The organism is Thiobacillus denitrificans DSM 12475 (assembly GCF_000376425.1).
Lineage (GTDB): Bacteria > Pseudomonadota > Gammaproteobacteria > Burkholderiales > Thiobacillaceae > Thiobacillus > Thiobacillus denitrificans.
In genome coordinates this window covers 92073-117334 of the sequence record NZ_AQWL01000005.1, presented here as the reverse complement: position 1 = coordinate 117334, position 25262 = coordinate 92073, and the positions used below count along the sequence as shown (strand labels likewise).

General features: G+C 63.9%; 30 protein-coding genes. 16 read left to right on the top strand and 14 right to left on the bottom strand.

From position 1 onward, the window contains the following. Positions 1 to 21 precede the first annotated feature (21 nt). The 4 genes from B059_RS0109405 to B059_RS0109390 all read right to left on the bottom strand — a co-directional run bounded on the left by B059_RS0109405 (position 22) and on the right by B059_RS0109390 (position 2606). Entirely contained in the window at positions 22 to 1302 is a 1281-nt protein-coding gene (locus B059_RS0109405) for a phospholipase D-like domain-containing protein (RefSeq protein WP_018077993.1), read from the bottom strand. Positions 1303 to 1513: 211 nt separating this feature from the next. Further along, entirely contained in the window at positions 1514 to 1900 is a 387-nt protein-coding gene (locus B059_RS0109400) for a hypothetical protein (protein WP_157273662.1), read from the bottom strand. Beyond that, positions 1884 to 2273, bottom strand: a complete 390-nt coding sequence (locus tag B059_RS0109395; protein WP_018077991.1) for a hypothetical protein — start codon at positions 2271 to 2273, stop codon at positions 1884 to 1886. Before B059_RS0109395 ends, B059_RS0109400 begins: the two co-directional genes overlap by 17 nt. A gap of 39 nt (positions 2274 to 2312) precedes the next feature. Continuing rightward, positions 2313 to 2606, bottom strand: coding sequence for a hypothetical protein (locus B059_RS0109390; protein WP_018077990.1), 294 nt, complete (start codon positions 2604 to 2606; stop codon positions 2313 to 2315). Positions 2607 to 3049: 443 nt separating this feature from the next. On the opposite strand from B059_RS0109390, the gene B059_RS20325 reads away from it, so the two are divergent. The 4 genes from B059_RS20325 (at position 3050) to B059_RS0109365 (ending at position 4648) form a co-directional block, all read left to right on the top strand. After that, a complete protein-coding gene (locus B059_RS20325; protein WP_018077989.1) occupies positions 3050 to 3223 on the top strand; it encodes a DUF1328 family protein in 174 nt (57 codons plus the stop codon). A 139-nt stretch (positions 3224 to 3362) separates the two neighbouring features. Beyond that, positions 3363 to 3527 carry a DUF1328 domain-containing protein gene (locus B059_RS20320; protein WP_018077988.1) on the top strand — a complete coding sequence of 55 codons (165 nt, stop codon included), beginning with the start codon at positions 3363 to 3365 and terminating at the stop codon, positions 3525 to 3527. Positions 3528 to 3576: 49 nt separating this feature from the next. Beyond that, positions 3577 to 4212 carry a response regulator gene (locus B059_RS0109370; RefSeq protein ID WP_018077987.1) on the top strand — a complete coding sequence of 212 codons (636 nt, stop codon included), beginning with the start codon at positions 3577 to 3579 and terminating at the stop codon, positions 4210 to 4212. Then, complete coding sequence (locus tag B059_RS0109365; protein WP_245538768.1) at positions 4181 to 4648, top strand: response regulator; 468 nt, start codon at positions 4181 to 4183, stop codon at positions 4646 to 4648. Before B059_RS0109370 ends, B059_RS0109365 begins: the two co-directional genes overlap by 32 nt. A 32-nt stretch (positions 4649 to 4680) precedes the next feature. Here the strand turns inward: B059_RS0109365 and B059_RS0109360 are convergent, their stop codons facing one another. Further along, entirely contained in the window at positions 4681 to 6057 is a 1377-nt protein-coding gene (locus B059_RS0109360) for a sensor histidine kinase (protein WP_038058476.1), read from the bottom strand. Between the two features lie 178 nt (positions 6058 to 6235). On the opposite strand from B059_RS0109360, the gene B059_RS0109355 reads away from it, so the two are divergent. Beyond that, positions 6236 to 6379, top strand: coding sequence for an entericidin A/B family lipoprotein (locus tag B059_RS0109355; RefSeq protein ID WP_018077984.1), 144 nt, complete (start codon positions 6236 to 6238; stop codon positions 6377 to 6379). 228 nt (positions 6380 to 6607) lie between these two features. Here the strand turns inward: B059_RS0109355 and mltA are convergent, their stop codons facing one another. After that, positions 6608 to 7867 (bottom strand): murein transglycosylase A, encoded by a 1260-nt coding sequence (mltA, locus tag B059_RS18895; RefSeq protein ID WP_018077982.1) that lies wholly within the window; start codon positions 7865 to 7867, stop codon positions 6608 to 6610. A gap of 211 nt (positions 7868 to 8078) precedes the next feature. Further along, positions 8079 to 8462 (bottom strand): Co2+/Mg2+ efflux protein ApaG, encoded by a 384-nt coding sequence (apaG, locus tag B059_RS0109335; RefSeq protein ID WP_026177415.1) that lies wholly within the window; start codon positions 8460 to 8462, stop codon positions 8079 to 8081. Positions 8463 to 8560: 98 nt separating this feature from the next. On the opposite strand from apaG, the gene rpe reads away from it, so the two are divergent. The 3 genes from rpe to trpE all read left to right on the top strand — a co-directional run bounded on the left by rpe (position 8561) and on the right by trpE (position 11602). After that, positions 8561 to 9244, top strand: a complete 684-nt coding sequence (rpe, locus tag B059_RS0109330; protein WP_026177414.1) for a ribulose-phosphate 3-epimerase — start codon at positions 8561 to 8563, stop codon at positions 9242 to 9244. A gap of 71 nt (positions 9245 to 9315) precedes the next feature. After that, positions 9316 to 9996 (top strand): phosphoglycolate phosphatase, encoded by a 681-nt coding sequence (locus B059_RS0109325; RefSeq protein ID WP_018077978.1) that lies wholly within the window; start codon positions 9316 to 9318, stop codon positions 9994 to 9996. Positions 9997 to 10114: 118 nt separating this feature from the next. Further along, the gene (gene trpE / locus B059_RS0109320; RefSeq protein ID WP_018077977.1) at positions 10115 to 11602 is read left to right on the top strand and encodes an anthranilate synthase component I; all 1488 of its coding nucleotides are present in this window, start codon (positions 10115 to 10117) and stop codon (positions 11600 to 11602) included. 81 nt (positions 11603 to 11683) lie between these two features. Here the strand turns inward: trpE and B059_RS0109315 are convergent, their stop codons facing one another. Continuing rightward, positions 11684 to 12979: a sigma-54 interaction domain-containing protein gene (locus tag B059_RS0109315; protein WP_018077976.1), complete on the bottom strand. Its 1296-nt coding sequence runs from the start codon at positions 12977 to 12979 to the stop codon at positions 11684 to 11686. 162 nt (positions 12980 to 13141) lie between these two features. Between B059_RS0109315 and B059_RS0109310 the strand changes: the two genes are divergently transcribed. Beyond that, on the top strand, positions 13142 to 14410 hold the full coding sequence (locus B059_RS0109310) for an NAD(P)/FAD-dependent oxidoreductase (protein ID WP_018077975.1): 1269 nt from the start codon (positions 13142 to 13144) through the stop codon (positions 14408 to 14410). A 63-nt stretch (positions 14411 to 14473) separates the two neighbouring features. Here B059_RS0109310 and B059_RS0109305 read toward each other — a convergent pair whose 3' ends face one another. The 4 genes from B059_RS0109305 to B059_RS0109290 are packed head-to-tail and all read right to left on the bottom strand — an operon-like array spanning position 14474 to position 16643. After that, positions 14474 to 14854: a hemerythrin domain-containing protein gene (locus B059_RS0109305; RefSeq protein ID WP_018077974.1), complete on the bottom strand. Its 381-nt coding sequence runs from the start codon at positions 14852 to 14854 to the stop codon at positions 14474 to 14476. A gap of 12 nt (positions 14855 to 14866) precedes the next feature. Continuing rightward, on the bottom strand, positions 14867 to 16030 hold the full coding sequence (locus B059_RS0109300) for a hypothetical protein (RefSeq protein WP_018077973.1): 1164 nt from the start codon (positions 16028 to 16030) through the stop codon (positions 14867 to 14869). A 12-nt stretch (positions 16031 to 16042) separates the two neighbouring features. Further along, positions 16043 to 16294 (bottom strand): DUF2249 domain-containing protein, encoded by a 252-nt coding sequence (locus B059_RS0109295; RefSeq protein ID WP_018077972.1) that lies wholly within the window; start codon positions 16292 to 16294, stop codon positions 16043 to 16045. 28 nt (positions 16295 to 16322) lie between these two features. Beyond that, a complete protein-coding gene (locus B059_RS0109290) occupies positions 16323 to 16643 on the bottom strand; it encodes a metal-sulfur cluster assembly factor (RefSeq protein WP_018077971.1) in 321 nt (106 codons plus the stop codon). Between the two features lie 280 nt (positions 16644 to 16923). On the opposite strand from B059_RS0109290, the gene B059_RS0109285 reads away from it, so the two are divergent. From B059_RS0109285 to trpC, 3 genes are read left to right on the top strand one after another with little or no spacing between them, the layout of a single operon-like run. Then, complete coding sequence (locus B059_RS0109285) at positions 16924 to 17493, top strand: anthranilate synthase component II (protein ID WP_018077970.1); 570 nt, start codon at positions 16924 to 16926, stop codon at positions 17491 to 17493. Continuing rightward, positions 17490 to 18521, top strand: a complete 1032-nt coding sequence (gene trpD / locus B059_RS0109280) for an anthranilate phosphoribosyltransferase (protein ID WP_018077969.1) — start codon at positions 17490 to 17492, stop codon at positions 18519 to 18521. The genes B059_RS0109285 and trpD overlap by 4 nt, the downstream gene beginning before the upstream one ends. A gap of 5 nt (positions 18522 to 18526) precedes the next feature. Then, entirely contained in the window at positions 18527 to 19315 is a 789-nt protein-coding gene (gene trpC, locus B059_RS0109275; protein ID WP_018077968.1) for an indole-3-glycerol phosphate synthase TrpC, read from the top strand. 90 nt (positions 19316 to 19405) lie between these two features. Here trpC and B059_RS0109270 read toward each other — a convergent pair whose 3' ends face one another. After that, positions 19406 to 20938 (bottom strand): helicase HerA-like domain-containing protein, encoded by a 1533-nt coding sequence (locus tag B059_RS0109270; RefSeq protein ID WP_018077967.1) that lies wholly within the window; start codon positions 20936 to 20938, stop codon positions 19406 to 19408. 79 nt (positions 20939 to 21017) lie between these two features. Between B059_RS0109270 and B059_RS0109265 the strand changes: the two genes are divergently transcribed. Continuing rightward, positions 21018 to 22385 carry an NAD(P)/FAD-dependent oxidoreductase gene (locus tag B059_RS0109265; RefSeq protein ID WP_018077966.1) on the top strand — a complete coding sequence of 456 codons (1368 nt, stop codon included), beginning with the start codon at positions 21018 to 21020 and terminating at the stop codon, positions 22383 to 22385. Here the strand turns inward: B059_RS0109265 and B059_RS0109260 are convergent. Next, positions 22382 to 23374, bottom strand: a complete 993-nt coding sequence (locus tag B059_RS0109260; RefSeq protein ID WP_018077965.1) for an ROK family protein — start codon at positions 23372 to 23374, stop codon at positions 22382 to 22384. The genes B059_RS0109265 and B059_RS0109260 overlap by 4 nt on opposite strands. A gap of 41 nt (positions 23375 to 23415) precedes the next feature. On the opposite strand from B059_RS0109260, the gene B059_RS0109255 reads away from it, so the two are divergent. Genes B059_RS0109255 through ruvA form a run of 3 tightly spaced genes read left to right on the top strand, consistent with a single transcriptional unit; the run spans position 23416 to position 25260 of the window. Further along, positions 23416 to 24147, top strand: a complete 732-nt coding sequence (locus tag B059_RS0109255; RefSeq protein WP_018077964.1) for a YebC/PmpR family DNA-binding transcriptional regulator — start codon at positions 23416 to 23418, stop codon at positions 24145 to 24147. Positions 24148 to 24155: 8 nt separating this feature from the next. Beyond that, the gene (gene ruvC / locus B059_RS0109250; protein ID WP_018077963.1) at positions 24156 to 24671 is read left to right on the top strand and encodes a crossover junction endodeoxyribonuclease RuvC; all 516 of its coding nucleotides are present in this window, start codon (positions 24156 to 24158) and stop codon (positions 24669 to 24671) included. Between the two features lie 13 nt (positions 24672 to 24684). Further along, positions 24685 to 25260, top strand: a complete 576-nt coding sequence (gene ruvA / locus B059_RS0109245) for a Holliday junction branch migration protein RuvA (RefSeq protein WP_018077962.1) — start codon at positions 24685 to 24687, stop codon at positions 25258 to 25260. Positions 25261 to 25262 lie beyond the last annotated feature (2 nt).

The following is a 25262-nucleotide window of genomic DNA, read 5'->3' as shown; positions in this document are numbered from 1 at the left end:
AGTCTGCCCAATGCGGTATTCCTAGAGCCAGTATTCGAAGCGCCGCGCCAGCCATTCCTGCACTCGCAGGAACAGGGAACGTTGCTTCCACTGTTCGTAATCGATGAGGCTGGAGGCAGCCTGGTCCCTGGCGAACATGGCCTCCATCTGGCGAGCAAAGTCCGCGCCGAGAATCACCGCATTCAGTTCGTCGTTGTGCAGAAAACTCCGCCAGTCCAGATTGGTTGATCCGATGGTGGACCAGACACCGTCGATCGTCGCCGTTTTGGAGTGCAGCACCGCGTCGCGCCGTTCATACAATACGACCCCTGCGCGCAGCAGTTCGTCATAGTGCGCACGCCCGGCTTGAAACACCGCCCAGGAATCCGTTTTGCCTGGCAGGATGATCCGTACGTCGACACCACGCTGCGCGGCATCGGTGAGCGCCTTGCGCAATTGAGGGTCGGGCACGAAATACGCGTTGGTGAGATGGATTTTTCGTTCCGCGTGACTCACGGCCGAGAGCAGGGTGAGATAGATCGGATGATCTTCCGAGTCGGATTCGCTGCCGATCGCACGCACGATCGCGTCGCCCTGGGCCTGGAGTTTGGGGAAATACTGCCTGCTGGCCAGGGAGGGCCCATGCTGCCGTGCCCAGGTATCGAGAAAATATTTCTGGAATTCGGCCACTACGGGGCCATCGATTTGCAGGTGGGTGTCACGCCACCCGGCCTCTGGCGCTTTTCCCTTGTTTTTTCTGGAACGGGAAAAGGGGCCGCTCGAATAGGACTCGCTGATGTTGATTCCGCCCAGAAACGCGGTTTTCCCATCGACCACCAGCAGCTTCCGATGGTCGCGGTTGTTCAGTATCCATTCCGGTTTTTTGACGTTGACCGGATTGATCGGGTTGAATTCAAGCGTCTGGATGCCGGCGTTCCGCAAGCGGTCGAAAAATTCTTTCGGCGTGTCGATGCAGCCGACACTGTCATAGATGATGTTGACCTGCACCCCCGCCGCCTGTTTTTCAAGCAGTAGCCGGGCGAACCGGTCTCCGATTTCGCCCTCTTCGAAAATGTAGGTCTCAAGATTGATGTGGTCACGCGCGCCGTGTATGGCCGCAAACATGGCTTTATAGGTGGCCGGCCCGTCCTCCAGCAAGACCAGCCGGTTGCCCAGTACCAGCGGGCTGTCGCGATAGATCGCCTCTTCCAGCGCCAGATGTCTGCGGAGAATGTCGCTGGGGCTGGCTTCTTTCCTGAGCTCGTTGAGGATGGCGGCATTCCTGCCCGGCGAAACCGGACCTCGGGCCGTTTCGAATTCCACGGGAGGACGTGGCCTTTTATCGGGTGTGACCTGTGACTTCTCTGGCGGCATGACATGTGAGGCATCCGGCAGTGTGGCGCAGGCTGATAACGAAAGGATTCCGCACAGCGCCATGTATCTGAGCGCTGCATACGGCCTCATCCGGAATCCCGGATTGACACCCGCAGGCACGAAAGGATTCTGCATCGCCCATCTCCCGGATCTTCGTGGACTATGCCTGGCGGTGCGTACCCGGCTTTTCATCGGTGGCAGACCAGCGGCTGAGCCACCTGCTGCCCGACGACAGCGAAAGAGACAGCGCACGATGGGCAAGCAATCCGCCCAGAATGGATCCGCCAAGTGCCCGCCAGGGTTTCCTGCGGACCAGCCAGACACCGGCGAGGGCGGCGGCGGCCAGGCTGGCGTAGGGATGCTCGCGTACCGTTTGCCGGGCAAGCGGTCCCGCCATGCGGGCGATGCGTGCAAGCGTATCGTTATTCTCCCGTTCCAGCCTCTGGCACAGTGTCTCGCGATGCATTTCAAGCCGGCTTTCGGCGTCGGCGAGCGCCGCTGCCGCTGGCCCGAGGCTCATCGGGCGGTCGTCAAGTCCTGAGTTCATCGTTCTGTTCCTTAATGTCGAATAACTGCCTGTCCTGCGCGACCTGCGCGCGCACGCGCGGAAAAGCAGATAAGGCCGGGAGTGTGTGGCGTGCCTTCCAGCTGGCCGCAATCGCTACTGTCAGCGGCAGGACGGGGACCACCCACAACAGCCAGTGCCCGCTGCCTGTGGCCGCGGCGAGCGTCAGAGCGAAGCCGGCGAACAGGATCGCCAGCACGATGCTGACGACAGCGGCCAGCAGATGGCCAAGCCGTCGCATTTGCTGCGCTTTCCACCCGGCGACATCCACCTTCAGTAGAGCGGCATAGGCACTGGCGTATTCGATGGCCAGGCGAGGCTCGCCGAGCAATACGCGTAGCAGCGGTGGCAACATGGGCGTGGGCGCGCCGTGCGGTTCGGTCAGGAACGCATATCAGCGGTGATGCCTGCCGAGCACGCCGGCCAGCAAGGCAATAGCAGCACCCGCAGCGACGGCCATCGTCATGGATTTCAGGGGCTGTGCCTGAACGTATTGAGCGACCTGGTCGGTGGTGTGGCTCAGGGTCTCGCGTGTTCGTGCGGCACCGCTGCGGATAGCGTCGCTGCCGCGCGTCGCGATTTCCTTGGTGCTTGCGCGTGCTTCGTCGAGAGAACGACGCGCATGCTCGGCAGCTGCAGAATCACCGGGGGAACCGGTCTGGGGTTGTGCGTTCGGAAATGTTTCCATCGGGCGTCTCCTTGAAAATCTGTGGAAAAAACAGCTGAGCCAGCAGCAGTATTGCAAGCACGGACTTGAAGCTTAGACAGACCATGGGGTGGGCTGTAGGGGAGAAGGTCGCATCCGGCTGTCCGCCGATATGGCGGCCGAATGTAGGTGGCCGCTGACACAATTCGACGACCCTCATCGGAGAATGCTTACATGTCATCGTGCTGGCCGCCGAGCCGAATCGAGGCATCGTCCGACAGATAAACCTGGATGGCTGGGCCATGATGCATTATCCGCTGCACACCGGTGATGCAAGCAAAACAGGGACATATTGCTGCCGGTATGGCCGACGCGATCGGAGCGCCGGGTGTTGCGACGGACCGGGGCCGCAAGCCCGATGCGATGGGAGTTCTGTACGGGAAGTCCTCGCGCCTTTTTAACTTCGAATGCAAGGAGACGATGTCATGCTTAAGTGGGCATTGGTTTTTTTCATCGTATCGCTGATTGCCGGCGTGTTTGGGTTCACCGGGATTGCTGCAGGCGCGGCCGTCGTCGCCAGGCTCCTGTTCTACATTGCCGTCGTCCTGTTCCTGCTGTTCCTCGTGCTCGGCGTATTCGCAGTGAAAGCCGTCAAGTAGGTACAGTTTCCCAATGGGCTTTCTGTCAGCCCCGTCTTACAAAAACGTAGGCGATCGCTGATGGCTTTGTCACCTTGTCCGTTTAGGCTATATGTCCAATGAGGCAAGTCCGGCTTGCCTGGCTGTAAAGGAGAAACTCATGCTGCATTACGCTATCGTATTTTTCATCATTGCCATCATTGCTGCGGTGCTCGGGTTTTCCGGACTTGCGGCGGGCGCAGCCGAGATTGCAAAGATTCTTTTTGTCGTGTTTCTGGTAATCGCGATTGCCACCTTCGTGGTCAATTTGCTGCGCGGCCGCTAGCAGGCCGCTGCTAGAATCCGGATGCTCATCTACTCAAGCAGGAGCTGACATGATTCAGGTTGCCATCGTGGATGACCATCAGATCGTCCGGACTGGCTTTCGCGAGTTGTTGAGTGAGGATTCCGGAATCAGCATCAGCTTCGAAGCTGCCAATGGCGACGAAGTACTCGAGAAGTTGCGTACTGAGCAGTGCGATGTCCTGTTGCTCGATATTTCCTTGCCGGGCAAGAGCGGTGTGGATGTGCTGCGTGCAGTGCGCCAGCGCCATCCGGAAATCAGGGTGTTGATCCTGAGCGGCTTTCCCGAGGAAAGCTATGCACTCGCCATGATCAAGAACGGTGCGAGCGGCTATCTATGCAAGGACTGCGAGCGCGATGAACTGCTGCGGGCGATCCACATGGTATTTGCCGGACGCCGCTATGTATCGGCGCGCACCGCGGAATTGCTGGCCGATGAAATGAGTGGCGAACGCAGCGGCGTGCTGCACGAAGCCTTGTCGGACCGGGAACTCCAGGTGTTCCTGCGACTGGCGCGCGGCGAATCCGTATCGGATATTGCCGGACATCTGCATCTGAGTGTCAAGACCATCAGTACCTATCGTTCGCGCGTGACCGAGAAACTCAATGTTTCAAGCAACGCCGAATTGGCTACTTATGCATTACGACACGGACTCATTACGGAATAAGCTTCGCTCTCATGAGGCACGGGCAAACCAGATGGTGCACAATGCCTCATCGTTGAAAGTTTTTTTGATCGAAGATTCCGCTCTTCTTCAGGAATTGCTCGCCGGCATACTGGGTGAGCTGGACGGCGTGCAGTTCTGCGGGAGTGCGGAAGGCGAGGCCGAGGCACTGCGGAAACTGGCGGAAAACCCGGTGGATCTGGTCATCATCGACATCGAGCTCAGGCAGGGAAGCGGTATCGGGGTGCTGGATGCGCTACAGACCGATTCGGATCTCTACGGCAATCCGCGCAAAGCGGTGCTGACCAACTATGCGCATGCCTCCATGCGGCAGCGCTGCGAGCGATTCGGAATGGACGCCTTCTTTGACAAGTCCCTGCATCTCAATCAACTGATCGACTACGTGATCGACACGGAGCGGCAGAAATCCGGATCCTGAAGTGCTGCATTGAAACACGCGCTGTTCGGGCTTCAGGCCGGCAGGATTGCGCGTAGCTTGACGCCGGCGCCTGGCGCAGTGTGGATATCGAGTTTCCCTCCATGGGTAAAAACCCGATGCTTGATTCCTGCAAGCCCGTGCCGCGCGATCTTGGGCGAGTTGATGTCGAAGCCGACCCCATCATCCTCGATCGATAGCTCGAGGGCTGTCGGCGTGGCGCGGAGCGATACGCGGACATGGCGAGCCTGGGCATATTTGCGGATATTGGTGAGACCTTCCTGAACGATACGGAACAGGCTGAGCGAAACCCCCTCAGGGAGTTCGGGCTCAGTCTCGGGAAGTTCGACCTGGATCTCGATCGCCTCCTCCCCTTGCCGGAATTCCTCGATCAGCGCCCTGAGCGCTTCGATCAGTCCCAGGTCGTATAGCAGCGCCGGCCGCAGGTTGTTGGCGATCCGGCGCTTGAGCGTGATTCCCCCAACCAGGCTCTGGCGCAGGCGCGACAGGCGTTGGGCAATCAGTGAGCGCGATTCAGGCGGCAGCGTGCGCTCGATCCAGTCGGCGTCGAGCTTGGCGGCCGTCAGCAGCGCGCCAAGTTCGTCGTGCATCTCGCGGGCCAGATCGAGTTTTTCGGTTTCGCGTATTTCGGTCAGATAGGTCGCGAGACTCGTCAACTCTTCCGTACGATGGCGCACTTCGAGCTCGAGCCGTTCATTTTTGGCTTCCAGCATTTCGTGCATCTTGTCCTGCAGTTCCTGTTTCTTCTGCTTCTGGGAAACGGCCGTCACCAGCAGCAGCAGTGAAGCGATGGTCAGCAGGACCGAGGTGATGCGAGCGCTCTTGAAACCGTCTATCGAGTCGACGATGTGGTTCATGTTTCGCGACAGCATTTCGCTCTTCATTCGATCGTGCTGGCGCTTGAAATCCTCCATCTCCAGCGAACCCTGTTCAAACCATGCATTGTCCGGCGGTTCTCCGCGTTCCAGGTGCCCGATCATGATGTCCATGCGGGCCGCCATGCCATGCGCCATCTTGATGAGCTCCTTCGCTTCGGGGCGTAATTCATCCTGGTAGTCCTGTTCGACGACCTGCAGGCTGTCATGGATTTTCACCACAGCCTCCCGGTAGGAATCGAGATAGGCCGGCTCGCGTGTCAGCGCGTAGCCGCGAACCGTGGACTGCATTTCCAGGAACAGCAGATGGAGCTGGTCCAGATGGGACGTGTGCTGACTCGAAATCCCGAATCGCTTCATGGCGTCGAGACCGGACGAAGCCTGCATGTAGCTGGCCACCAGTATGCTGATCAGGATCGCCATGCCGGCTGCAAGGAAAAGATGGGTGCTGCGGTGCCAGCTTTCATGCCATTGCGGGGAGGCACGATTCGAAGTGGAAGAGGGTCCGTTCGGCATGTCGGCTCCGTCAGGGAGGGGGCTGGAACAGGTTATTGCAGGAATTCTCCGACAGGTCAATCCGCGACAGCTGACAGACTGAGCGCCAACCCCGTCCTACGATGCGTTTACGATCCGGCAATATCCGATGGCCGCGCCGGATCGTGATTCGTCCAATTTTTGGGCATCAGGAGATCCCATGAAAACGCTACTCGCACTTGTCATGTCTTCATTTTTTGTCGTGGTGGTCGGTTGCAATACGGTGGCTGGAGCCGGCAAGGATATCGAACAGGGCGGCGAAAAAATCCAGGACACGGCCAAGGACGTCCAGCAGAAGATGTAAGCGTCTGTCTCCGGCGACTACCGGTTGAACGCGGAAGCGGCAGCCAGGATTTTGAATGATGCGTTCGCGCCCAAGCTGGTTTGCCCCTGCGCTGCCGTCACCCTGCCTTCATCGCCCGCGGGAGCCATTCCGGACCGATCGCGCAGGAATTTCTTGCGCACCCGAACGGTCGGATCCGTTGCAGTGGAAGCGATGCGTCTGGCCGGCTCACCAGGCAGCGTCGATCTGCTAGTTTTTCGGGTTCTTGCCGTTGGGCGTCGAGGCCATCTCCGGCCATGTCCTGGGCAGCAGCACCCACATGCGGCCGCGCTGTTTCATGCGGCCGGCGAGTTCCCCCGCGGTGTTGCCGAAGCCCCAGAAGAAATCGGCGCGCACGCCGCCGCGGATGGCGCCGCCAGTATCCTGCGCCATCACCAGTTTGTTCAGCGGCAGCGGTGAATTGGGCTGGGTGGTGGCGAGAAAGACCGGTGCACCGAGCGGTATGAAGCGCGGGTCGACGGCAATCGAGCGGCCGTCGGTGAGCGGCACACCGAGCGCGCCGAGCGGGCCGGGCAGGCCGTTGGGCAGTTCGCGGAAAAATACGAAACTGGGGTTGCTGGCGAGCAGTTCCGGCAGCTTGTCGGGATTCTTTGCCCCCCAGTCCTTGATGCCTTGCATCGAGGCCTGTTCGAGCTTTAGTTCGCCGCGCTCGACCAGCAGCTTGCCGATCGATTGATAGGGGTGGCCATTCTGGTCCGCGTAGCCGACGCGCAAATGCGAACCGTCCGGCAGCTCGATGCGGCCCGAGCCCTGGATCTGCAGGAAAAAGAGCTCCACCGGGTCTTCCGCCCAGGCAATCGGCCTGCCCTTGAAGCCGTTGCCGTTGACCGTCTCGATTTCCTTGCGGGTGGGGTAGGGGACCAGCTTGTTGCCGGCCAGCCGCCCGCGCAGGCGCAGGTTTTTCAATTCAGGGTAGACACTGGCGAGATCCACCGTGATGAGATCGTCGGGGGCGGCATAGAGCGGGAAGCGTGCCCGTGCGGTACGCGCCCGGTCGCCTTTCAACAGGGGCTCGTAGTAGCCGGTGATCATGCCTTCGGTGCTGCCGTCTTCCTGGCTGGCCTGATAGGGCTGGAAACGCTGCTCGAAAAATGTCCGCACGGCCGCGTTGTCGGGAGACGGCATCGCAGCCGCATCGGCGCAGACCGCTTGCCATGCGGTGCGCTTGCCGAGCGTGGCGCAGCTGCGCAGAAAGGCGGTCCAGGCTTCGCCGGCGCTGTCGTCCTGCCAGAAGGCCACGGCTGCCCAGTCCACCGGTCTGAGCAGGGGATAGGCTACGGACGGAGTGGGGATGAGCGCGGGGGGCGCGGGTTCAAGTTGCGGAACGGGAGGCGGAACCGGCACCGGCACCGCTACCGGCGCCGGTGGAACGGGCGGCTTTCCTGGCGGCTGCACCGCACAGGCCGACAACAGCAGGGCGAACAGCCACGGACTTGCGCGTAACAGCATCACGGGTGAAGATGGCCCCATCGAAAACATGCGCCGAGTATAACAATGGAGAGACGGGTTTAATGGAGACACAGGGGCTGGGCTGGCTGCTGCTGGAGGCAGGAGTCGCGCTCGGACTGCTGCTGTTCATCGTGTGGTGGACGATGAAAAAATAAAACCCGGGCGCAGGGCCAAGGATTCATGGGGACGGCCTGGCTGCGCCCCCGTCTTTTTAGTGAAGCACCCTCGGCATCGACAGCGTGAACCGGGGGATTTCGGCGTCGAACTTGTTGCCGTCCTCAGCCACCATCTGATAGCTGCCGCGCATGGTGCCGACCGGCGTCGCCAGCGCGGTGCCGCTGGTGTACTCGAAACTTTCGCCCGGCCGCAGCAAGGGCTGTTCGCCGACCACGCCGAGTCCCCTGACTTCCTGGATGACGTTTTCGGCGTCGGTGATGATCCAGTGGCGCGAAATCAGTTGCGCGGCTTCGGTACCGGTGTTGGCGATGGTGACGGTGTAGGCGAACACGTAACGATCGGCCGAGGGATCGCTCTGTTCGGCCAGATAGGTCGTGTTGACGTTGACGCTGATACGGTATTTCTTGCCTTCGGCCACGGGCATGCTCGACGGGTACGGGATGCCTGGAGTGTAACGCAATGACGTGGCAGGCTGCTAAAATGGCCGGGTTTTCCCAAAAAATCCCGGAGCTTCCCATGACGTACCGCATCGCCCCGTCCATCCTGTCCGCCAACTTTGCCCGGCTCGGCGAGGAAGTCGACAACGTGCTCGCCTCCGGCGCCGACATCGTCCACTTCGACGTAATGGACAACCACTACGTGCCCAACCTCACCATCGGCCCGCTGGTGTGCGAAGCGCTGCGCAAGCACGGCGTCACCGCGCCGATCGACGTCCACCTGATGGTGAAGCCGGTCGACCGCATCATCCCCGATTTCGCCAAGGCCGGCGCCACCTATATCACCTTCCACCCGGAAGCGTCCGAGCATGTCGACCGCACCATCGGCCTGATCAAGGAGAGCGGCTGCAAGGCCGGCCTGGTGTTCAACCCCGCCACCCCGCTCGACGTGCTGGAATACACCCTGGACAAGCTCGACATGGTGCTGCTGATGAGCGTCAACCCCGGCTTCGGCGGCCAGAAATTCATTCCCTACGTGCTCGACAAGGCGCGTGCCGTGCGCAAGATGATCGACGATCGCGGTCTCAGCGTGAACATCGAAATCGACGGTGGTGTCGGCCCCGCCAACATCGCCGAGGTTGCCAGGGCTGGCGTCGACACCTTCGTCGCCGGTTCGGCCGTGTTCGGTGCCGCCAAGGACAGCGATCCTCAGCGCTACAACAGCGTCATTGCCGCGATGCGCGCGGAACTGGCTAAAGTCTAACAACAGATACAAGGTTCAGGTTGCAAGAGACAAGGTGTTCTCTTGCAACTTGAATCTTGCAACTTGAACCTATGAATTTTCCTCTTCCCATCAAGGCCGTCGTCATCGATCTCGACGGTACCCTGCTCGACACCGCACCGGATCTGGCGCATGCCGCCGAACTGATGATGGCCGACCTCGGCCGTCCCTGCCCGTCGCCGGAAACGATTGCCACCTACATCGGCAACGGCGTGTCGCGGCTGGTCAAGCGCGTGCTCACCGGCGACATGGATGCCGAGCCCGATGCGGCGCTGTTCGAACAGGCCATCGCCTCCTATCAGAAGCATTACGGTGAGCACGTGTCGCTGCATTCGCGCCCGTTCGACGGCGTGGTCGCAGGCCTCGACGCCTTCAAGGCGATGGGTGTGCACATCGCCTGCATCACCAACAAGGCCGAAGCGTTCACCCATCCGCTGCTGAAGGACACCGGCCTGTTCGATTATTTCGAGCTGATCCTGTCCGGCGACACGCTGCCGAAGCGCAAGCCCGATCCGCTGCCGCTGCTGCATGCCTGCGAGGTGTTCAAGGTGAAGCCGGCCGAGCAGCTCCTGATCGGCGACTCGCTCAACGACACCCAGGCTGCGCGCGCTGCAGGCAGTCCGGTGTTCTGCGTGCCCTACGGCTACAACCGCGGCCGCCCGGTCGCCGAGCTCGATCTCGACGCGGTGGTGCCGAGCCTCGCCGAAGCGGCGAAGATGGTGGTTAAGGCGTGAGCTTAGGGGCTAGGGGCTGGGGTCTGGGATCTGGGGCGCGTGCCAGCGGCGCGCGATGGTGACGCTGCGCGTCGTTCATTCCCTGGCCCCTAGATCCTAACCCCTAGCCCCTACTGACATGACTGAACAAGACTTCTTCGACCTCGCCCGCCAGGGCTACAACCGCATCCCGCTGGTGCGCGAACTGCCCGGCGACCTGGAGACACCGCTCTCGGTCTACCTCAAGCTCGCCAACGCGCCCTACACCTATCTGCTCGAATCGGTGGTGGGCGGCGAGCGTTTCGGGCGCTACTCCTTCATCGGCCTGCCGGCGCGCACGGTGCTCAGGGTTCGCGCCCACTTGCTGACAGTGGAAACCGACGGCCAGGTGGTCGAGGAGTACAGCCTGCCCGACCCGCTGGCCTTCATCGCCGACTTCCAGGCGCGCTTCAAGGCCGCGCCGGTGGCCGGGCTGCCGCGCTTCACCGGCGGGCTGGCCGGCTACTTCGGCTATGACACCATCCGCTACATCGAGAAGCGGCTCGCGCCCGAGTTCAATAAAAATCAGCCGCGCAAGGACGACACGCTGCGCACGCCCGACATCCTGCTGATGCTGACCGAGGAACTGGCCGTGTTCGACAACCTCGCCGGCAAGCTCTATCTCATCGCCCATGCCGATCCGATGCAGCCGGATGCCTATGCGCAAGGCCATTTGCGTCTCGCCGAACTGGCCGGGAAGCTGCATGTGCCGGTGCATCTGCCGGCCGAATCGGTGGTCGGGGAAGACGAGCCGACTTCCGAGTTCGGCGAGGCCGAGTTCAAGGCGGCGGTGCAGAAAGCCAAGGATTACATCGCCGCCGGCGATGTCATGCAGGTGGTGTTGTCGCAGCGCATGGCGCGGCCGTTCGCCGCTTCGCCACTGTCGCTCTACCGCGCGCTCAGGAGCCTCAATCCGTCGCCTTACATGTTCTATTACGATTTCGGCGGCTTCCACGTCGTTGGCTCGTCGCCGGAAATCCTGGTGCGGCTCGAAGGCGACAGCGTCACCCTGCGCCCCATCGCCGGCACCCGTCCGCGCGGCCTCACGCGCGAGGACGACCAGCGTCTGGCCGAGGAACTGCTGAGTGACCCCAAGGAACGCGCCGAGCACCTGCAGCTGCTGGATCTGGGGCGCAACGACACCGGGCGCGTCGCCGTCACCGGCAGCGTCAAGGTCACCGAGAACATGCAGATCGAGCGCTACTCGCACGTGATGCACATCGTCTCCAACGTCGAGGGCAAGCTCAGACCGGGCCTTTCCGCGCTCGACGTGCTGCGCGCCAGTTTCCCGGCAGGCACCGTGTCGGGCGCGCCCAAGGTGCGGGCGATGGAAATCATCGACGAACTGGAACCCAGCAAGCGTGGCATCTATGCCGGCGCGGTCGGCTATCTGGGGTTCAACGGCGACATGGATCTGGCGATCGCCATCCGCACTGCAGTGGTCAAGGACGGCATGCTGTACGCGCAGGCGGGCGCGGGCATCGTCGCCGATTCGGTGCCCGACAACGAATGGATGGAGACGCTCAACAAGGCGCGCGCCGTCGTGCGTGCGGCCGAACTGGCGTATACGACGCCACATGGACGCTAGCCCATAGTGGATCGGAATCCTTTAGGGCAGGCCCGCTTCACCAGCCTGGCCGGCTGATCCGGCCCCGACATCACGGCACAGCTAGCCCAGGCCGTATCGCTTGAGCTTGCGGTACAGCGTGCGTTCGGTGACGCCGAGCGCGGTCGCGACCCGGCTGCGATGGCCGGCATGCGAATCGAGCAGGGCGCGGATGTGGCTGCGCTCGATCTCGGCCAGCGGCTGCGTGCCCGCGCCCGGCTGCTGCGGCAGTGCCGCCACAGGCAGATGCAGGTCGGCGGCGCGGATCACGCCGTCCTGGCAGGTCAGCACCGCGCGCTGCAGCAGGTTGCGCAGTTCGCGCACATTTCCGGGGAATTCGTATGCCTGCAGCGTGGCCAGCGCGGCCGCATCCAGCCGGCAGGCACGGCGGCTGCCGGCCAGGCGCTGGAGCAGGAACGCCGCCAGCGCAGAGAGGTCCTCGCGCCGTTCGCGCAGCGCAGGCAGGGTCACGTCGATGCCTGCCAGCCGGTAATACAGATCGAGCCGGAACCGCTTCTCGTCCACCTCGTCCAGCAGCCGGCGATTGGTGGCCGATACCAGCCGCACGTCGGCGTTCAGCGTATGGGTGCCGCCGACGCGGCGGAATTCGCCGGTTTCCAGCACCCGCAGCAGCTTGGCCTGCAAGCCCAGCGGAATCTCGGCCACTTCGTCCAGGAACAGCGTGCCGCCGTCCGCCAGTTCGAACAGCCCTTTCTTCAGGCCGTTGCTGCCCGAGAAGGCGCCGCGCTCATGGCCGAACAGCTCGCTTTCGAACAGGGTTTCCGGCACGGCGGCGCAGTTGATCACGATGAAGGGGCCGCCGGCTCGCGTCGAACGGGCATGAATGAAGCGCGCGGCGAGATCCTTGCCCACACCGCTCTCTCCATACAGCAGGATCGAGGCCTCGCTGTCGGCCACCCGTGCGAGATTGTCCACGCAGGCCAGGAACGCAGGGGACTGTCCCACCATCTGCATGGCATCGCAGTCGGTGCCGACGCTGGCTTCCAGCGGAAAGAGCTGTTCGCCCAGATAGCGCTCGCCATTCACGCCGCGCAGGGCATGCCCGCGTATGCGGGTGCGCTCGGGCTGGTCGCCGGCATGGAAATGGGTGTGCAGCACCTCGACTGCTTCACCGTGGTCGAACAAGGTCTGATGCGGGCACTGTTCGCCGTTTTCATGGCAGGGGCGCGATGCGTGGTGCGACACGGCATAGCAGTGACGGCCGACGATGGCGTCGGGCGTCACGCCGTAGGCTTCGCCATAGCGCTGATTCGCCGCTACGATGCGGTATTCGCGATCGATCACTACAAAGGGCTGGTCGTTCGCGTCGATGAGATCCTGCAGTTCGATATGGGGCATGGCGGTGACCGGGTCATGACTTTCGCGGAGCGTGGCATGACATAATGGTCATGTCAAATGATGCATGCGCCGCCCATGCACGAATCCGGGCGCATTGAATGCCGGCACGGTATTTGCATTCCAGTTGCTAGACTACAAGAGAACCCTCAACAGGAGAGAGTAATGGCACAGATCGTGATTTTGGGTGCGGGCGTGGGCGGCATGACGATGGCCTATGAAATGCGTGAACAGGCGCGGACTGAAGACAAGGTCACCGTGATTTCCAACCAGCCCTATTTCCAGTTCACTCCATCCAACCCCTGGGTTGCGGTCAACTGGCGCAAGCGCGACGACATCACCCTGCCGGCCGCGCCCTATCTCAACAAAAAAGGCATCGATTTCATCCCGGTCGGCGCCGCGCGCGTGCACCCCGAACGCAACCAGATCGAACTCACCGATGGCCGGGTGGTGGACTACGATTTTCTCGTCATCGCGACCGGTCCCAAGCTGGCGTTCGACGAAGTCCCGGGACTGGGCCCGGAAGGGCATACCCAGTCGGTGTGCCAGGTCGAGCACGCCGTCGTCGCAGGCCAGGCTTGGGAGCGCTTCGTGCAGGAGCCCGGGCCGATCGTGGTCGGCGCCGTGCAGGGGGCGTCGTGCTACGGGCCGGCGTATGAATTCGCCATGATCATGGACACCGACCTCAGGCGGCGCAAAATCCGCGACCGCGTGCCCATGACCTACGTCACCGCCGAGCCCTACATCGGCCATCTGGGTCTGGGCGGCGTCGGCGACTCCAAGGGCATGATGGAATCCGTGATGCGCGACCGCCACATCAAGTGGATCTGCAACGCCAAGGTCAGCAAGGTCGAAGCCGGCAAGATGTTCGTCGCCGAACACAACGAAAAAGGCGAGATCATCAAGGAACACGAATTGCCGTTCGGCTACTCGATGATGCTGCCCGCATTCAAGGGCATCGACGCCGTGTTCGGCATCGAGGGGCTGACCAATCCGCGCGGTTTCATCACAGTCGACGCCTTCCAGCGCAATGCCAAATTCAAGAATGTGTATTCGGTGGGCGTCTGCGTCGCCATTCCGCCGGTCGAGGCCACGCCGGTGCCGACCGGAACGCCGAAAACCGGCTACATGATCGAATCCATGGTCACCGCGACGGCGCACAACATCCGTGCCGTGCTGGACGGCCGCGAACCGACCGAGAAAGCCACCTGGAATGCCATCTGCCTGGCTGACTTCGGCGACACCGGGGCGGCCTTCGTTGCGTTGCCGCAGATTCCGCCGCGCAATGTCAACTGGTTCAAGGAAGGCAAATGGGTGCACCTGGCCAAGGTTGCGTTCGAAAAATACTTCATGCGCAAAATGAAGAAAGGCTCGACCGAACCGCTGTACGAGAAATACGTGCTCGGTCTGATGGGCATCAAGAAGCTCAAATGATTCTCCCCGGACGCCTCCTCTAAAGCGCCTTCGGGCGCTTTTTTTCGCGCCCGGGGCGACGCCCTAGAGCAGGCTTTCGATCGCCGGGAAGAGCGCGCGTTCCTCGAACCGCACATGGGCGGCGAGACGTTCGCCGAAACGCGCCAGGGCCCCGGCATCGTTGCGCTGCAGACCGTCGAGCAGCCCGCGCAGCAGGCGATGGTCTTCGAGTGTGCGCTGCACGAGCGGCTGGGTGTCGGCGCTGTGCAGCAGCGGCAGCAGCGCGTGCTCCTCGGTGTGGAAGTGCGGATCCAGTTCCAGCCGGAATGCGTGGACGGCCCGCTCGCAGGCTGCGTCGACCTGCGCCGCGTCGCCCGACCGTGCGGCCCGCTCGCAGAATCTGGCCAGCGTCAGAGCGGCGTGGTGTTCGCGCGAGAGGGGTTGCAGAAACGGGCTGCGCTTCATGCGGCGTGCGGGTCAGGGCCGGTGGCGTGCTGCGCCGGAACGCGGTGCCTGGGGATCTGGAGCGGATGTCGCGCGTTCGGGTCGCGGCCGTTCGCCAGCCCGCCCTGCGCGCGCGCCGCGAATGACGCTGGCGAGCGTACCCAGAATGAACAGCACCAGCGCGGCAGCATTCAGCAGCCCGCCGAGGCTGCGCAGGTCGGGCTGGGCGAGGCCGTCGCCGGCGAGGCGCAGCAGCAACGAGGCGTGCAGCACCAGCAGGGGCAGGTAGAACGTCCAGTGGTACGGCATCTTCACCCGCACGACGGCCGGAAAGATCACCGGCGCGTGGCCGAACACCATCGAGAACACGAAGCCGATCAGGATGGCATGCAGCACGGCGTCGTAGGCGAGGCCGGCGAGGCTGCCGGCGGCGAGCAGCGTGACGCTGCCGACGGCGAGCCAGGCGTAGCCGGAGAGCAGGCATACCGCGATGAAGCGGGTCAGCCCCTGCGTCTTGACCGTTCGCCGCGCGATGTCCTGGCGCAGCAGCCACAGTGCCAGCGCGAGCAATCCTGCGGCATACAGCATGACGCCCGCAGGGTGTCCGGTGAGGAATCCGCCCGCCAGGAGCGCCACCAGGATTCCTGCAAACGTCCGTTTGGCCGTGGGGGAGGGAGGCAGGAAGCGGGACAGTTCGAGGCGTTCGCCCGCGATGGTCAGCACCAGGAAATTGATCCACAGCGCCACCACGCCCTGCAGCGGGGTGCCGGCGAGCCACAGCAGATTGCCGGCCAGCCAGCTGAGGGCGCCGAGCGTCATGGTCGCCATGAAGAGCGCGCGCTGGCGCAGCATGAGCAGCGCCGTGCCGGCGAAGAGCACGGCACTGCCGAGCGTGATCGCCGCAGCGCCGATGGCAGGGGGGTAGCCGGCCAGAATGGCCAGGCTGCCGAGGCCGGTCAGCAGCGGGCCGGCATATGCCCAGCGGCGTCCCATGGCAACGGCGCGCTCCAGCCCGATGACGGTGCCGAGGAATCCGGACACCATCAGCGGGCCGTGCAGCGGTGCCAGTTCGGCCATGGACAGCGGCACGTTCCAGCCGAGCCGGGCGAGGCCGGCCAGCACCCCCGACGCCAGCGCGGTGAAGCCGAGCATCAGGAGCGGCAGGCGGAATGGGACGCCGAGGTCGCCGGTACGCATGGCCTTCCCGTCTCAGGCGCAGCAGGACGCGATGCGGTCGATGCGCACCCGCCATACGTCCGGGCCGCTTTCCAGATACTCCCACCTGAACTCGCCACCGTATTGCGCCAGGAACTGGTCGTAGAGCGGCTTGGGGTCGTGGTCGTTGAGCAGCAGCAATGCCTCGCCGGGCAGCAGCCTGGAAAAGGTGCCGAAAATCAGGGGGTGGCGGTCGCGCGGCGCGATGGTGCGGACATCGACAGTGGTTTGCGGGGTGGTCGTCATGGGCGTTCTCCTGCGGTTGCGGGTGGGCTCAACTCCAGCCGAAATGGTCGCGCGCGTACGTGCTCATCCGGTCCGGGCTCCAGGGCGGGTCCCATACCAGGGCGAGTTCGATTTCGATGCCGGCCGGCGCCAACGCCTCCAGCGCGTGCTGGGCATCCTCGAGGATCATCTCCCCCATCGGGCAGGCCGGGGAGGTCATGGTGAGGTCGACGTGCAGCCGGGTCGGCGTGACCTCCACGCCATACACCAGCCCGAGGTCGACGATGTTCATGCCGACTTCCGGGTCGTCGACCCCGCGCAGTGCGGCGCGAACGTCTTCGGTAGTGATTACGGCAGAATGCTGCGGCATCGCACGCTCCATTAAGTGGTATTTAAAATACATGTTTAATTTAGCACCCGGGAGCAGCGAAAACAATTTATGAAATTACCGCTTCCGGGAATCCTCGCATTTGCGAGCGGCAGGGTGGACGGCGGGTCGCGGCGACGTGTCCTCCAAGGGTTTATAGCGTGCCCGATCTGGGCGACAATGGCGGTTTTCGCGCCTTCCGCCCAGCGACCCCGGTTTCGATGGACATCCCCCATCGTTGTCCGGAGCGTGCGCCGTACGGAATTTTAAGGATAGCCGCAGCATGCTGCTGATGATCGATAACTACGACAGTTTCACCTACAACCTGGTGCAGTATTTCGGCGAACTGGGCGAGGACGTCAGGGTGATCCGCAACGACGAAATCGACCTCGCCGGCATCGCCGCCATGCATCCAGACCATATCGTCGTCTCGCCCGGCCCCTGCACGCCCAACGAGGCGGGTGTGTCGGTGCCGCTGATCAGGGAATTCGCCGGCGCGATTCCCATTCTCGGCGTCTGCCTCGGCCATCAGAGCATCGGACAGGCGTTCGGCGGCAGGATTGTGCGGGCAAAGGAACTTATGCATGGCAAGACATCGATGGTTCAGCACCTCGATGTCGGCGTGTTCAAGGGGCTGCCCAATCCCTTTCGCGCCACCCGTTACCACTCGCTGGTGATCGAGCGTGAAACCCTGCCGGACTGCCTGGACATCACTGCGTGGACCGACGACGGCGAAATCATGGGGGTGCGCCACAAGACGCTGGCGGTCGAGGGAGTGCAGTTCCATCCCGAATCCATCCTTACCGAACACGGCCATGCCATGCTGGCGAATTTCCTGAAAGGCGCCCGATGATCACGCCGCAACAGGCGCTCGCCCGGCTGGTCGAGCAGCGCGAAATCTTCCACGACGAAATGCTGTCGCTGATGCGCCAGATCATGAGCGGGGAACTCACGCCGGTGCAGATCGCCGGCATCCTCACCGGCCTTCGGGTGAAGAAGGAAACCGTGGGCGAGATCGCCGCGGCGGCGCAGGTGATGCGCGAGTTCGCCTCCAAGGTGCCGGCGCAGAACAACGCGCATCTGGTCGACACCTGCGGAACCGGCGGCGACGCCGCGCATACCTTCAACATTTCCACCACCGCCGCTTTCGTCGCGGCGGCGGCCGGCGCACGCGTGGCCAAGCACGGCGGGCGCTCGGTGTCGTCGACCAGCGGCAGCGCCGACGTGCTGGAAGCGCTGGGGGTGAATCTCAACCTGACCCCCGAGCAGGTGGGTGCGAGCATCGACGCCATCGGCATCGGTTTCATGTTCGCGCCCAATTTCCACGGCGCCATGAAGCATGCCGCGCCGGCGCGGCGCGAACTGGGGGTGCGCACCCTGTTCAACATTCTCGGCCCGCTGACCAATCCGGCGGGCGCGCCGCACCAGTTGCTGGGGGTGTTCCACCCGGACCTGGTCGGTATTCTGGTGCGCGTGCTGCAGCGCCTCGGCAGCCGTCACGTCATGGTGGTGCACGGCTCCGACGGCATGGACGAGATCACCCTCTCCGGCGAAACCCTGATCGGCGAACTGAAGGACGGCGAGGTCACGGAATACGCGATCCATCCGCGCGAGTTCGGCTTCGAACCGTGCAGCAGCGACGTGCTCAAGGTGTGGGACGCGACGCAGGCGAAAGACATGCTGCTCGGCGTGCTCGACGACCTGCCGGGACCGGCGCGCGACATCGTGCTGCTCAATGCCGGCGCCGCCATCTACGTCGCCGATCGCGCGGCGACGCTGGGCGAGGGGATCGAACGGGCGCGCGAGGCGATCACGAGCGGCGCGGCGCGCGAGCGGCTGCGGCAGCTGGTCGAGTTTTCCTGCCGCAGCGGGGAAGCGTGAGCGCCATGTCCGACATCCTCGAAAAAATCCTCGCCACCAAGCGCGTCGAAATTGCCGCCGGACTTGCCAGCGTGCCGCTCGCCGAAATGCGGGCGCGCGCCGAAGCCGCTGCCGCCCCGCGTGACTTCGTCGGCGCGCTGCGCGCGAAGCTAGCCGCCGGGCAGCCTGCGGTGATCGCCGAAATCAAGAAGGCCAGCCCCTCCAAGGGGGTGATCCGCCCCGACTTCCGCCCTGCCGAGATCGCGGCGAGCTACGAGGCGGGCGGCGCTGCCTGCCTGTCGGTACTGACCGACCGCGACTACTTCCAGGGTAGCGCCGCGTATCTGGAAGAGGCGCGCGCCGCGTGCGCGCTGCCGGTGCTGCGCAAGGATTTCATCATCGATCCCTACCAGGTCTACGAAGCGCGCGCGATGGGGGCGGACTGTATTTTATTGATCGTCGCCGCGCTGGACCTGGCGCAGATGCAGACGCTGGAAGCGCTGGCGTTCGAGTTGGGGATGGCGGTGCTGGTGGAGTCGCACGACGCCACGGAACTGGCCGCCGCGCTGCAACTGAAGACGCCCCTGCAGGGCATCAACAACCGCAACCTGCGCAGCTTCGAGGTAAGCCTCGACACCACGCTGGCGCTGCTGCCGCAAATCGGCGGCGAGCGCATCGTCATCACCGAATCGGGCATCCTCGCGCCGGCCGATGTCGCGCGCATGCGCAGCCACGGCGTCAACGCATTCCTGGTGGGCGAGGCGTTCATGCGCGCCGCCGATCCGGGCGCTGAACTCGCCAGGCTTTTTGCTTGACGGGGTTCAGGTTGCAAGATGCAAGATGCAAGGAAAACCTTGTCTCTTGAATCTTGAGTCTTGAACCTCGCGCAGCGTAGCTGCGTCGAGTCAGCGCTTGCCTCCGAACAGGCTGCCGAGCACGCCGCGAATGAGCGAGCGGCCGACCTGGCTGCCGATGGAACGGGCCGCGGATTTCGCCATCGCCTCGACCGCCCCTTCGCGGCGCCCGCCGCGTCCGCCCAGAATGTCTCCCAGCACGTCACCGAGTCCGCCGCCGCTGGCGCCGGGCTGGGCGGCGGCTTTGGCCTGCTGTTCCGCCTGGGCCTGCGCGGCCGCCGCCTGCGCCGCCGCCGCCTGCGCCGCCTGCTCGGCGCGCGCCTTCAGATTTTCATAGGCGGATTCGCGGTCGATGCTCTTGTCGTAGGCGCCGGCGACCAGCGAGGTCTGCACCAGCTGCTGGCGCTGCGCTGCGGTGATGGGGCCGATCTGTCCCTGCGGCGGCACGATGTAGGCGCGTTCGACCATGCCAGGACGGCCTTTCTCGTCGAGCATGGACACCAGCGCCTCGCCGACGCCGAGTTCGGTGATGACGGCGGCCTCATCCAGCGCCGGGTTGTCGCGCATGGTTTCGGCAGCGGCCTTGACCGCTTTCTGGTCGCGCGGCGAGAACGCGCGCAGCGCGTGCTGCACGCGGTTGCCGAGCTGCGAGAGGATCTTGTCGGGGACGTCGGCCGGATTCTGGGTGACGAAATACACGCCGACCCCTTTGGAGCGGATCAGCCGCACCACCTGCTCGATTTTTTCCACCAGTGCGTCGGGCGCATCGGCAAACAGCAGGTGCGCTTCGTCGAAGAAGAACACCAGTTTCGGCTTGTCGAGGTCGCCCGCTTCGGGCAGGTTCTCGAACAGCTCCGCCAGCAGCCACAGCAGCAGCGTGGCGTACATTTTCGGCGACTGCATCAGGCGGTCGGCTGACAGGATGTTGATGACGCCGCGCCCGCGGTCGGTCTGGATCAGGTCGGCGATGTTGAGCATCGGCTCGCCGAAAATCTGCTCGCCGCCCTGCGACTCCAGCGCCAGCAGGCCGCGCTGGATGGCGCCGATGGAGGCCGGCGACACGTTGCCGTAGTCGGTGGTGAACTGTTTGGCGTTCTCGCCGACGTAGGCCAGCATGGCGCGCAGGTCCTTCAGGTCGAGCAGCAAGAGGCCGTTGTCGTCCGCCACCTTGAACACCAGATTCAGCACTCCGCTCTGGGTTTCGTTGAGATCCAGCATCCGTCCCAGCAGCAGCGGCCCCATGTCGGATACCGTGGCGCGCACTGGATGCCCGCCGGCGCCGAACGGATCCCACAAGGTGACCGGATAACCCTGATAGGCAAAGCCTTCGAGCCTGAGCGAGTCGACCCGCTCGGCCACCTTGGCATTGCCGCCGCCAGGCTGCGAGACGCCCGACAGGTCGCCCTTTACGTCCGACATGAAACAGGGCACACCGATTGCGGAGAACTGCTCGGCCAGCGTCTGCAGGGTGACGGTCTTGCCGGTGCCGGTGGCGCCGGTGATGAGGCCGTGGCGGTTGGCCATCTGCGGCAGCAGGAAAAGTTCGATGGCGTCGTTTTTGGCAACGAGCAGCGGTTCGGTCATGGCGGTTTCCAGAAGCGGGGATGCGAGGATTCTAGCCACTTCCGGGCGCCCGTTAAACCAGATATAGAAGCAAGTACTAATGTTCCGGGTATCATCGCGCCATTACGAAAAATCAGGGGGCGTTGTGACGGCGAAACAGCGGATACATGAAATCGTCATCGTCGGCGGCGGCGCGGGCGGGCTGGAACTGGCGACGCGACTGGGCGACAGGCTGGGCCGGAAGAAACGCGCGAACATCACGCTGATCGACGCCTCGCCTTCGCATCTGTGGAAACCGCTGCTATACGAAGTCGCCGCAGGCAGCCTCGATTCCTATGCCGAGCGCCTCGAGTACCTGGCGCAGGGCCACTGGCATGGCTTCACCTTCCGCCTCGGCCGCATGGACGGGCTCGATCGCGCGCGGCAGGAAGTCGGCGTCGCCCCCACCTTCGACGATGACGGCGTCGAGATCATTCCGCGCCGCAGCTTCCATTACGACACCCTGATCATCGCGGTCGGCTCGATCGGCAACGACTTCGGCGTGCCGGGCGTGAAGGAGCACTGCATCATGCTCGACACTCCCGAACAGGCGCGCGAATTTCATCGCCGTCACATCAACGCCTGTCTGCGCGCCAACACCCAGAGCGAAGCCGTCGCGCCCGGCCAGCTCACCGTCGGCATCGTCGGTGCCGGCGCCACCGGCGTCGAACTGGCGGCCGAACTGCACGACACCACGCGCGAGCTGTCGGCCTACGGCATGGACAACATCGAGCCCGACAAGAGCCTGAAGCTACTTGTCGTCGAAGCCTCCGACCGCATCCTGCCGGGGTTGCCGCCGCGCCTGTCGAATGCGGCCGCCGAACGCCTGACCGAACTGGGGGTGGAAATGCACACCCGGGAACGCATCGTCGAAGTGCGCGCCGACGGCATGCTGACCGCCGACGGCAGGTTCATCCCCGCCAGCATGATGGTGTGGTCGGCCGGCATCAAGGCGCCGGATTTCCTGAATGACATCGACGGACTGGAAAGCAACCGCATCAACCAGCTGGTGGTGCGCCCCACCCTGCAGACCACGCGCGATGACAACATCTTCGCCTTCGGCGACTGTGCCGCCTGTGCGATGCCGGACGGCAAGGGCTTTGTGCCGCCGCGTGCGCAGGCCGCCCATCAGCAGGCGTCGATGCTGGTGAAGTCGGTGTGCCGCCGCCTGCGCGATAAGCCCTTGCCCGAATATGTCTACCGCGACTACGGATCTCTGGTCGCGCTCGGCCGCTTTTCCACCGTCGGCAGCCTGATGGGCGGGCTCACCGGCGGCAGCATCATGGTCGAAGGCGCGATGGCGCGCTTTGTCTACTGGTCGCTACACAAGATGCACCAGATCGCGCTGCACGGCTGGTTCAAGACTGCGCTTTCGACTTACGCCCACTTCATCAGCACGCCGACACGGGCGCGGATCAAGCTGCACTAGTCATTCCACAGCCACGCTGCGCCGCGCACGCCGCTGGAGTCGCCGTGCTTCGGCGGCACCAGTTTCGTGTCGACGCGGTCGGAAAACACGTAGCGCGGCCATAGTCGCGGCACGCTGTCGTACAGCCGGGCGATGTTGGACAAGCCGCCGCCCAACACGATGACGTCGGGGTCGATGAGGTTGATGACGCCGGCGAGCGCGCGCGCCAGCCGTTCCTCGTAGCGCGCCAGCGTTGCGCTGCAGGGGCCGTAGCCGGCGTTCGCCAGTTGCACGATTTCGTGCGCGGGCAGATCCTCGCCGCCGTAGCGCACGTGGTCGGCGGCGAACGCCGGGCCCGAGAGCCAGGTCTCGATGCAGCCTTTCTTGCCGCAGTAGCAGGGGGGTGCGGTGTCGAGTTCGCGCGGGCTCGGCCACGGGTGCAGGATGGCCTCGCCGGTGGCGGGGTGCTGTCCGGTGGAGGCGCGGTCCGCCTGCGTGTGGGCGAACTGGAAGTAGGGCAGCGGCGAATGGCCCCACTCGCCGGCGATGGCATTGGCGCCCTTGAGCAGCTGGCCGCGCACGACTACGCTGCCGCCGACGCCGGTGCCGAGGATCACGCCGAAGACGGTGTCTGCCCCGGCGGCCGCGCCGTCGACGGCTTCGGACAGGGCGAAGCAGTCGGCGTCGTTGGCGAGCCGCACGTTTCGGTTCAGCGCGCGTTCGAGGTCCTGCTGCAACGGCCGCCCGTTGAGGCAGGTCGAATTGCAGTTCTTCATCAGGCCGCTCGCGGGCGAGATGGCGCCGGNGGTGCCGACGCCGATGCTGCCGCTCTGCCCGAGATCGAATTCGGCCGCGTGCACCAGCGCGGCGACCGCAGCCACCGTGGCGAGATAGTCGTTCTGCGGGGTCGGCACGCGGCGACGCAGAATTTCCCGTCTGCCGGCGTCGAGCGCGATCAGTTCGATTTTGGTGCCGCCGAGGTCGACGCCGAAACGTAGAGAGGGAGCCACGGTGTAAAATCTCCGGCTATTCAAATTGCGTTGGAATCGACATGGCAGGACATTCGAAGTGGGCCAACATCCAGCACCGCAAGGGACGCCAGGATGCCAAGCGCGGCAAGATCTTCACCAAGCTTATCAAGGAAATCACCGTGGCCGCCAAAATGGGCGGCGGCGATCCCGCGATGAACCCGCGCCTGCGGCTGGCGATCGAAAAAGGCAAGGCGGAGTCGCTGCCGAAGGACAACATCGAGAATGCGATCAAGCGCGGCACCGGCCAGCTTGAGGGCGTCAACTACGAGGAAGCGCGCTACGAGGGCTACGGCATCGGTGGCGTCGCGGTGATGGTCGACTGCCTTACCGACAACAAGACGCGCACCGTCGCCGACGTGCGCCACGCCTTCGTCAAGCACGGCGGCAATATGGGCACCGACGGCTGCGTCGCGTTCCAGTTCAAGCACTGTGGGCAGATCATCCTGGAGCCGGGCGCTTCCGAAGAGGCGGTGATGGAGACCGCGCTCGATGCCGGCGCCGACGACATCATCCCCAACGAGGACGGCTCGATCGAAGTACTGACGACGCCCGACCCGAAGGCCTTCGAGGCAGTGAAGGAAGCGCTGGAGAAGGCCGGGTTCAAGCCGGCGGTGGCCGAGATCACCATGCGCCCCGAAGCTGAAACCGAGCTCGCTGGCGACGACGCGGTGAAGATGCAGAAAATCCTCGACGCGCTGGAAAGTCTGGATGACGTGCAGGAGGTTTACACCAATGCGGTATTGCCGGAGTAATCCTTCTTTTGCGCATCCTCGGCATTGATCCCGGGCTGCGGCTCACCGGCTTCGGCGTGATCGAGCAGACCGGCCAGAAACTCGCCTACGTCGCCAGCGGCGTGATCAAGAGCGGCGAGGGCGAACTGCCGCAAAGACTCGGTGTGCTGTTCGCCGGGCTGAACGAGGTGATTTCCAGCTACCGGCCCGACACCTGCGCGGTGGAAATCGTCTTCGTCAACGTCAATCCGCAATCCACGCTGCTGCTTGGGCAGGCGCGCGGTACGGCGATCTGCGCGGCGGTGTCGAATGAACTGATGGTCGCGGAATACACGGCGCTGCAGATCAAGCAGGCGGTGGTCGGTCACGGCAAGGCCGCCAAGGAGCAGGTGCAGGAAATGGTCAAGCGCCTGCTGGGTTTGCCGGCTGCGCCCAAGGCCGACGCCGCCGACGCGCTCGCCTGCGCCATCACTCATGCTCATGGCAGCCGTCTCGGCGCACACTCCACCGCAGGCTATCGCGTCAAGGGCGGGCGCCTGGTATGAACGAGGAATCCACATGATCGGCAGAATCACCGGCATGCTCGCCGCCAAGCAGCCGCCGCAGGTGCTGGTGGACGTAAACGGCGTCGGCTACGAAATCGACGTGCCGATGAGCACCTTCTACAACCTGCCGGCCATCGGCGAGAAGGTCAGCCTGCTGACCCATCTGGCGATCCGCGAAGACGCGCATCTGCTGTACGGCTTCGGCAGCGAGATCGAGCGTGCGGCGTTTCGCGAGTTGCTGAAAGTCTCCGGCATCGGCGCCAAAACCGCGCTGTCGGTGCTGTCCGGGCTGTCGGTCAACGATCTGTCGGCGGCGATTGCGGCGCAGGAAATCGGCCGCATCGTCAAGGTGCCGGGCATCGGCAAAAAAACCGCCGAACGCCTGCTGCTCGAACTCAAGGGCAAGCCGGTGTTCGCCGGCGCGATCGCCAGCACGTCGCCCGCCGGCGTATCGGACGACGTGCGCCAGGCCTTGCTGGCACTGGGCTACAACGAACGCGAGACTACCGAAGCCGTGCGCCAGCTGCCACCCGATCTGCCGGTGGGCGAGGCGATCCGGCAGGCGCTGCGCGCCTTGTCGCGCGCCTGAAC

Coding starts and splice junctions, on each gene's coding strand:
- B059_RS0109400 (WP_157273662.1), bottom strand. CDS start 1,900: ATGAACTCAGGACTTGACGACCGCCCGATGAGCCTCGGGCCAGCGGCA.
- B059_RS0109395 (WP_018077991.1), bottom strand. CDS start 2,273: ATGTTGCCACCGCTGCTACGCGTATTGCTCGGCGAGCCTCGCCTGGCC.
- B059_RS0109390 (WP_018077990.1), bottom strand. CDS start 2,606: ATGGAAACATTTCCGAACGCACAACCCCAGACCGGTTCCCCCGGTGAT.
- B059_RS20325 (WP_018077989.1), top strand. CDS start 3,050: ATGCTTAAGTGGGCATTGGTTTTTTTCATCGTATCGCTGATTGCCGGC.
- B059_RS20320 (WP_018077988.1), top strand. CDS start 3,363: ATGCTGCATTACGCTATCGTATTTTTCATCATTGCCATCATTGCTGCG.
- B059_RS0109370 (WP_018077987.1), top strand. CDS start 3,577: ATGATTCAGGTTGCCATCGTGGATGACCATCAGATCGTCCGGACTGGC.
- B059_RS0109365 (WP_245538768.1), top strand. CDS start 4,181: ATGCATTACGACACGGACTCATTACGGAATAAGCTTCGCTCTCATGAG.
- B059_RS0109360 (WP_038058476.1), bottom strand. CDS start 6,057: ATGCCGAACGGACCCTCTTCCACTTCGAATCGTGCCTCCCCGCAATGG.
- B059_RS0109355 (WP_018077984.1), top strand. CDS start 6,236: ATGAAAACGCTACTCGCACTTGTCATGTCTTCATTTTTTGTCGTGGTG.
- mltA (WP_018077982.1), bottom strand. CDS start 7,867: ATGCTGTTACGCGCAAGTCCGTGGCTGTTCGCCCTGCTGTTGTCGGCC.
- rpe (WP_026177414.1), top strand. CDS start 8,561: ATGACGTACCGCATCGCCCCGTCCATCCTGTCCGCCAACTTTGCCCGG.
- B059_RS0109325 (WP_018077978.1), top strand. CDS start 9,316: ATGAATTTTCCTCTTCCCATCAAGGCCGTCGTCATCGATCTCGACGGT.
- trpE (WP_018077977.1), top strand. CDS start 10,115: ATGACTGAACAAGACTTCTTCGACCTCGCCCGCCAGGGCTACAACCGC.
- B059_RS0109315 (WP_018077976.1), bottom strand. CDS start 12,979: ATGCCCCATATCGAACTGCAGGATCTCATCGACGCGAACGACCAGCCC.
- B059_RS0109310 (WP_018077975.1), top strand. CDS start 13,142: ATGGCACAGATCGTGATTTTGGGTGCGGGCGTGGGCGGCATGACGATG.
- B059_RS0109305 (WP_018077974.1), bottom strand. CDS start 14,854: ATGAAGCGCAGCCCGTTTCTGCAACCCCTCTCGCGCGAACACCACGCC.
- B059_RS0109300 (WP_018077973.1), bottom strand. CDS start 16,030: ATGCGTACCGGCGACCTCGGCGTCCCATTCCGCCTGCCGCTCCTGATG.
- B059_RS0109295 (WP_018077972.1), bottom strand. CDS start 16,294: ATGACGACCACCCCGCAAACCACTGTCGATGTCCGCACCATCGCGCCG.
- B059_RS0109290 (WP_018077971.1), bottom strand. CDS start 16,643: ATGCCGCAGCATTCTGCCGTAATCACTACCGAAGACGTTCGCGCCGCA.
- B059_RS0109285 (WP_018077970.1), top strand. CDS start 16,924: ATGCTGCTGATGATCGATAACTACGACAGTTTCACCTACAACCTGGTG.
- trpD (WP_018077969.1), top strand. CDS start 17,490: ATGATCACGCCGCAACAGGCGCTCGCCCGGCTGGTCGAGCAGCGCGAA.
- trpC (WP_018077968.1), top strand. CDS start 18,527: ATGTCCGACATCCTCGAAAAAATCCTCGCCACCAAGCGCGTCGAAATT.
- B059_RS0109270 (WP_018077967.1), bottom strand. CDS start 20,938: ATGACCGAACCGCTGCTCGTTGCCAAAAACGACGCCATCGAACTTTTC.
- B059_RS0109265 (WP_018077966.1), top strand. CDS start 21,018: ATGTTCCGGGTATCATCGCGCCATTACGAAAAATCAGGGGGCGTTGTG.
- B059_RS0109255 (WP_018077964.1), top strand. CDS start 23,416: ATGGCAGGACATTCGAAGTGGGCCAACATCCAGCACCGCAAGGGACGC.
- ruvA (WP_018077962.1), top strand. CDS start 24,685: ATGATCGGCAGAATCACCGGCATGCTCGCCGCCAAGCAGCCGCCGCAG.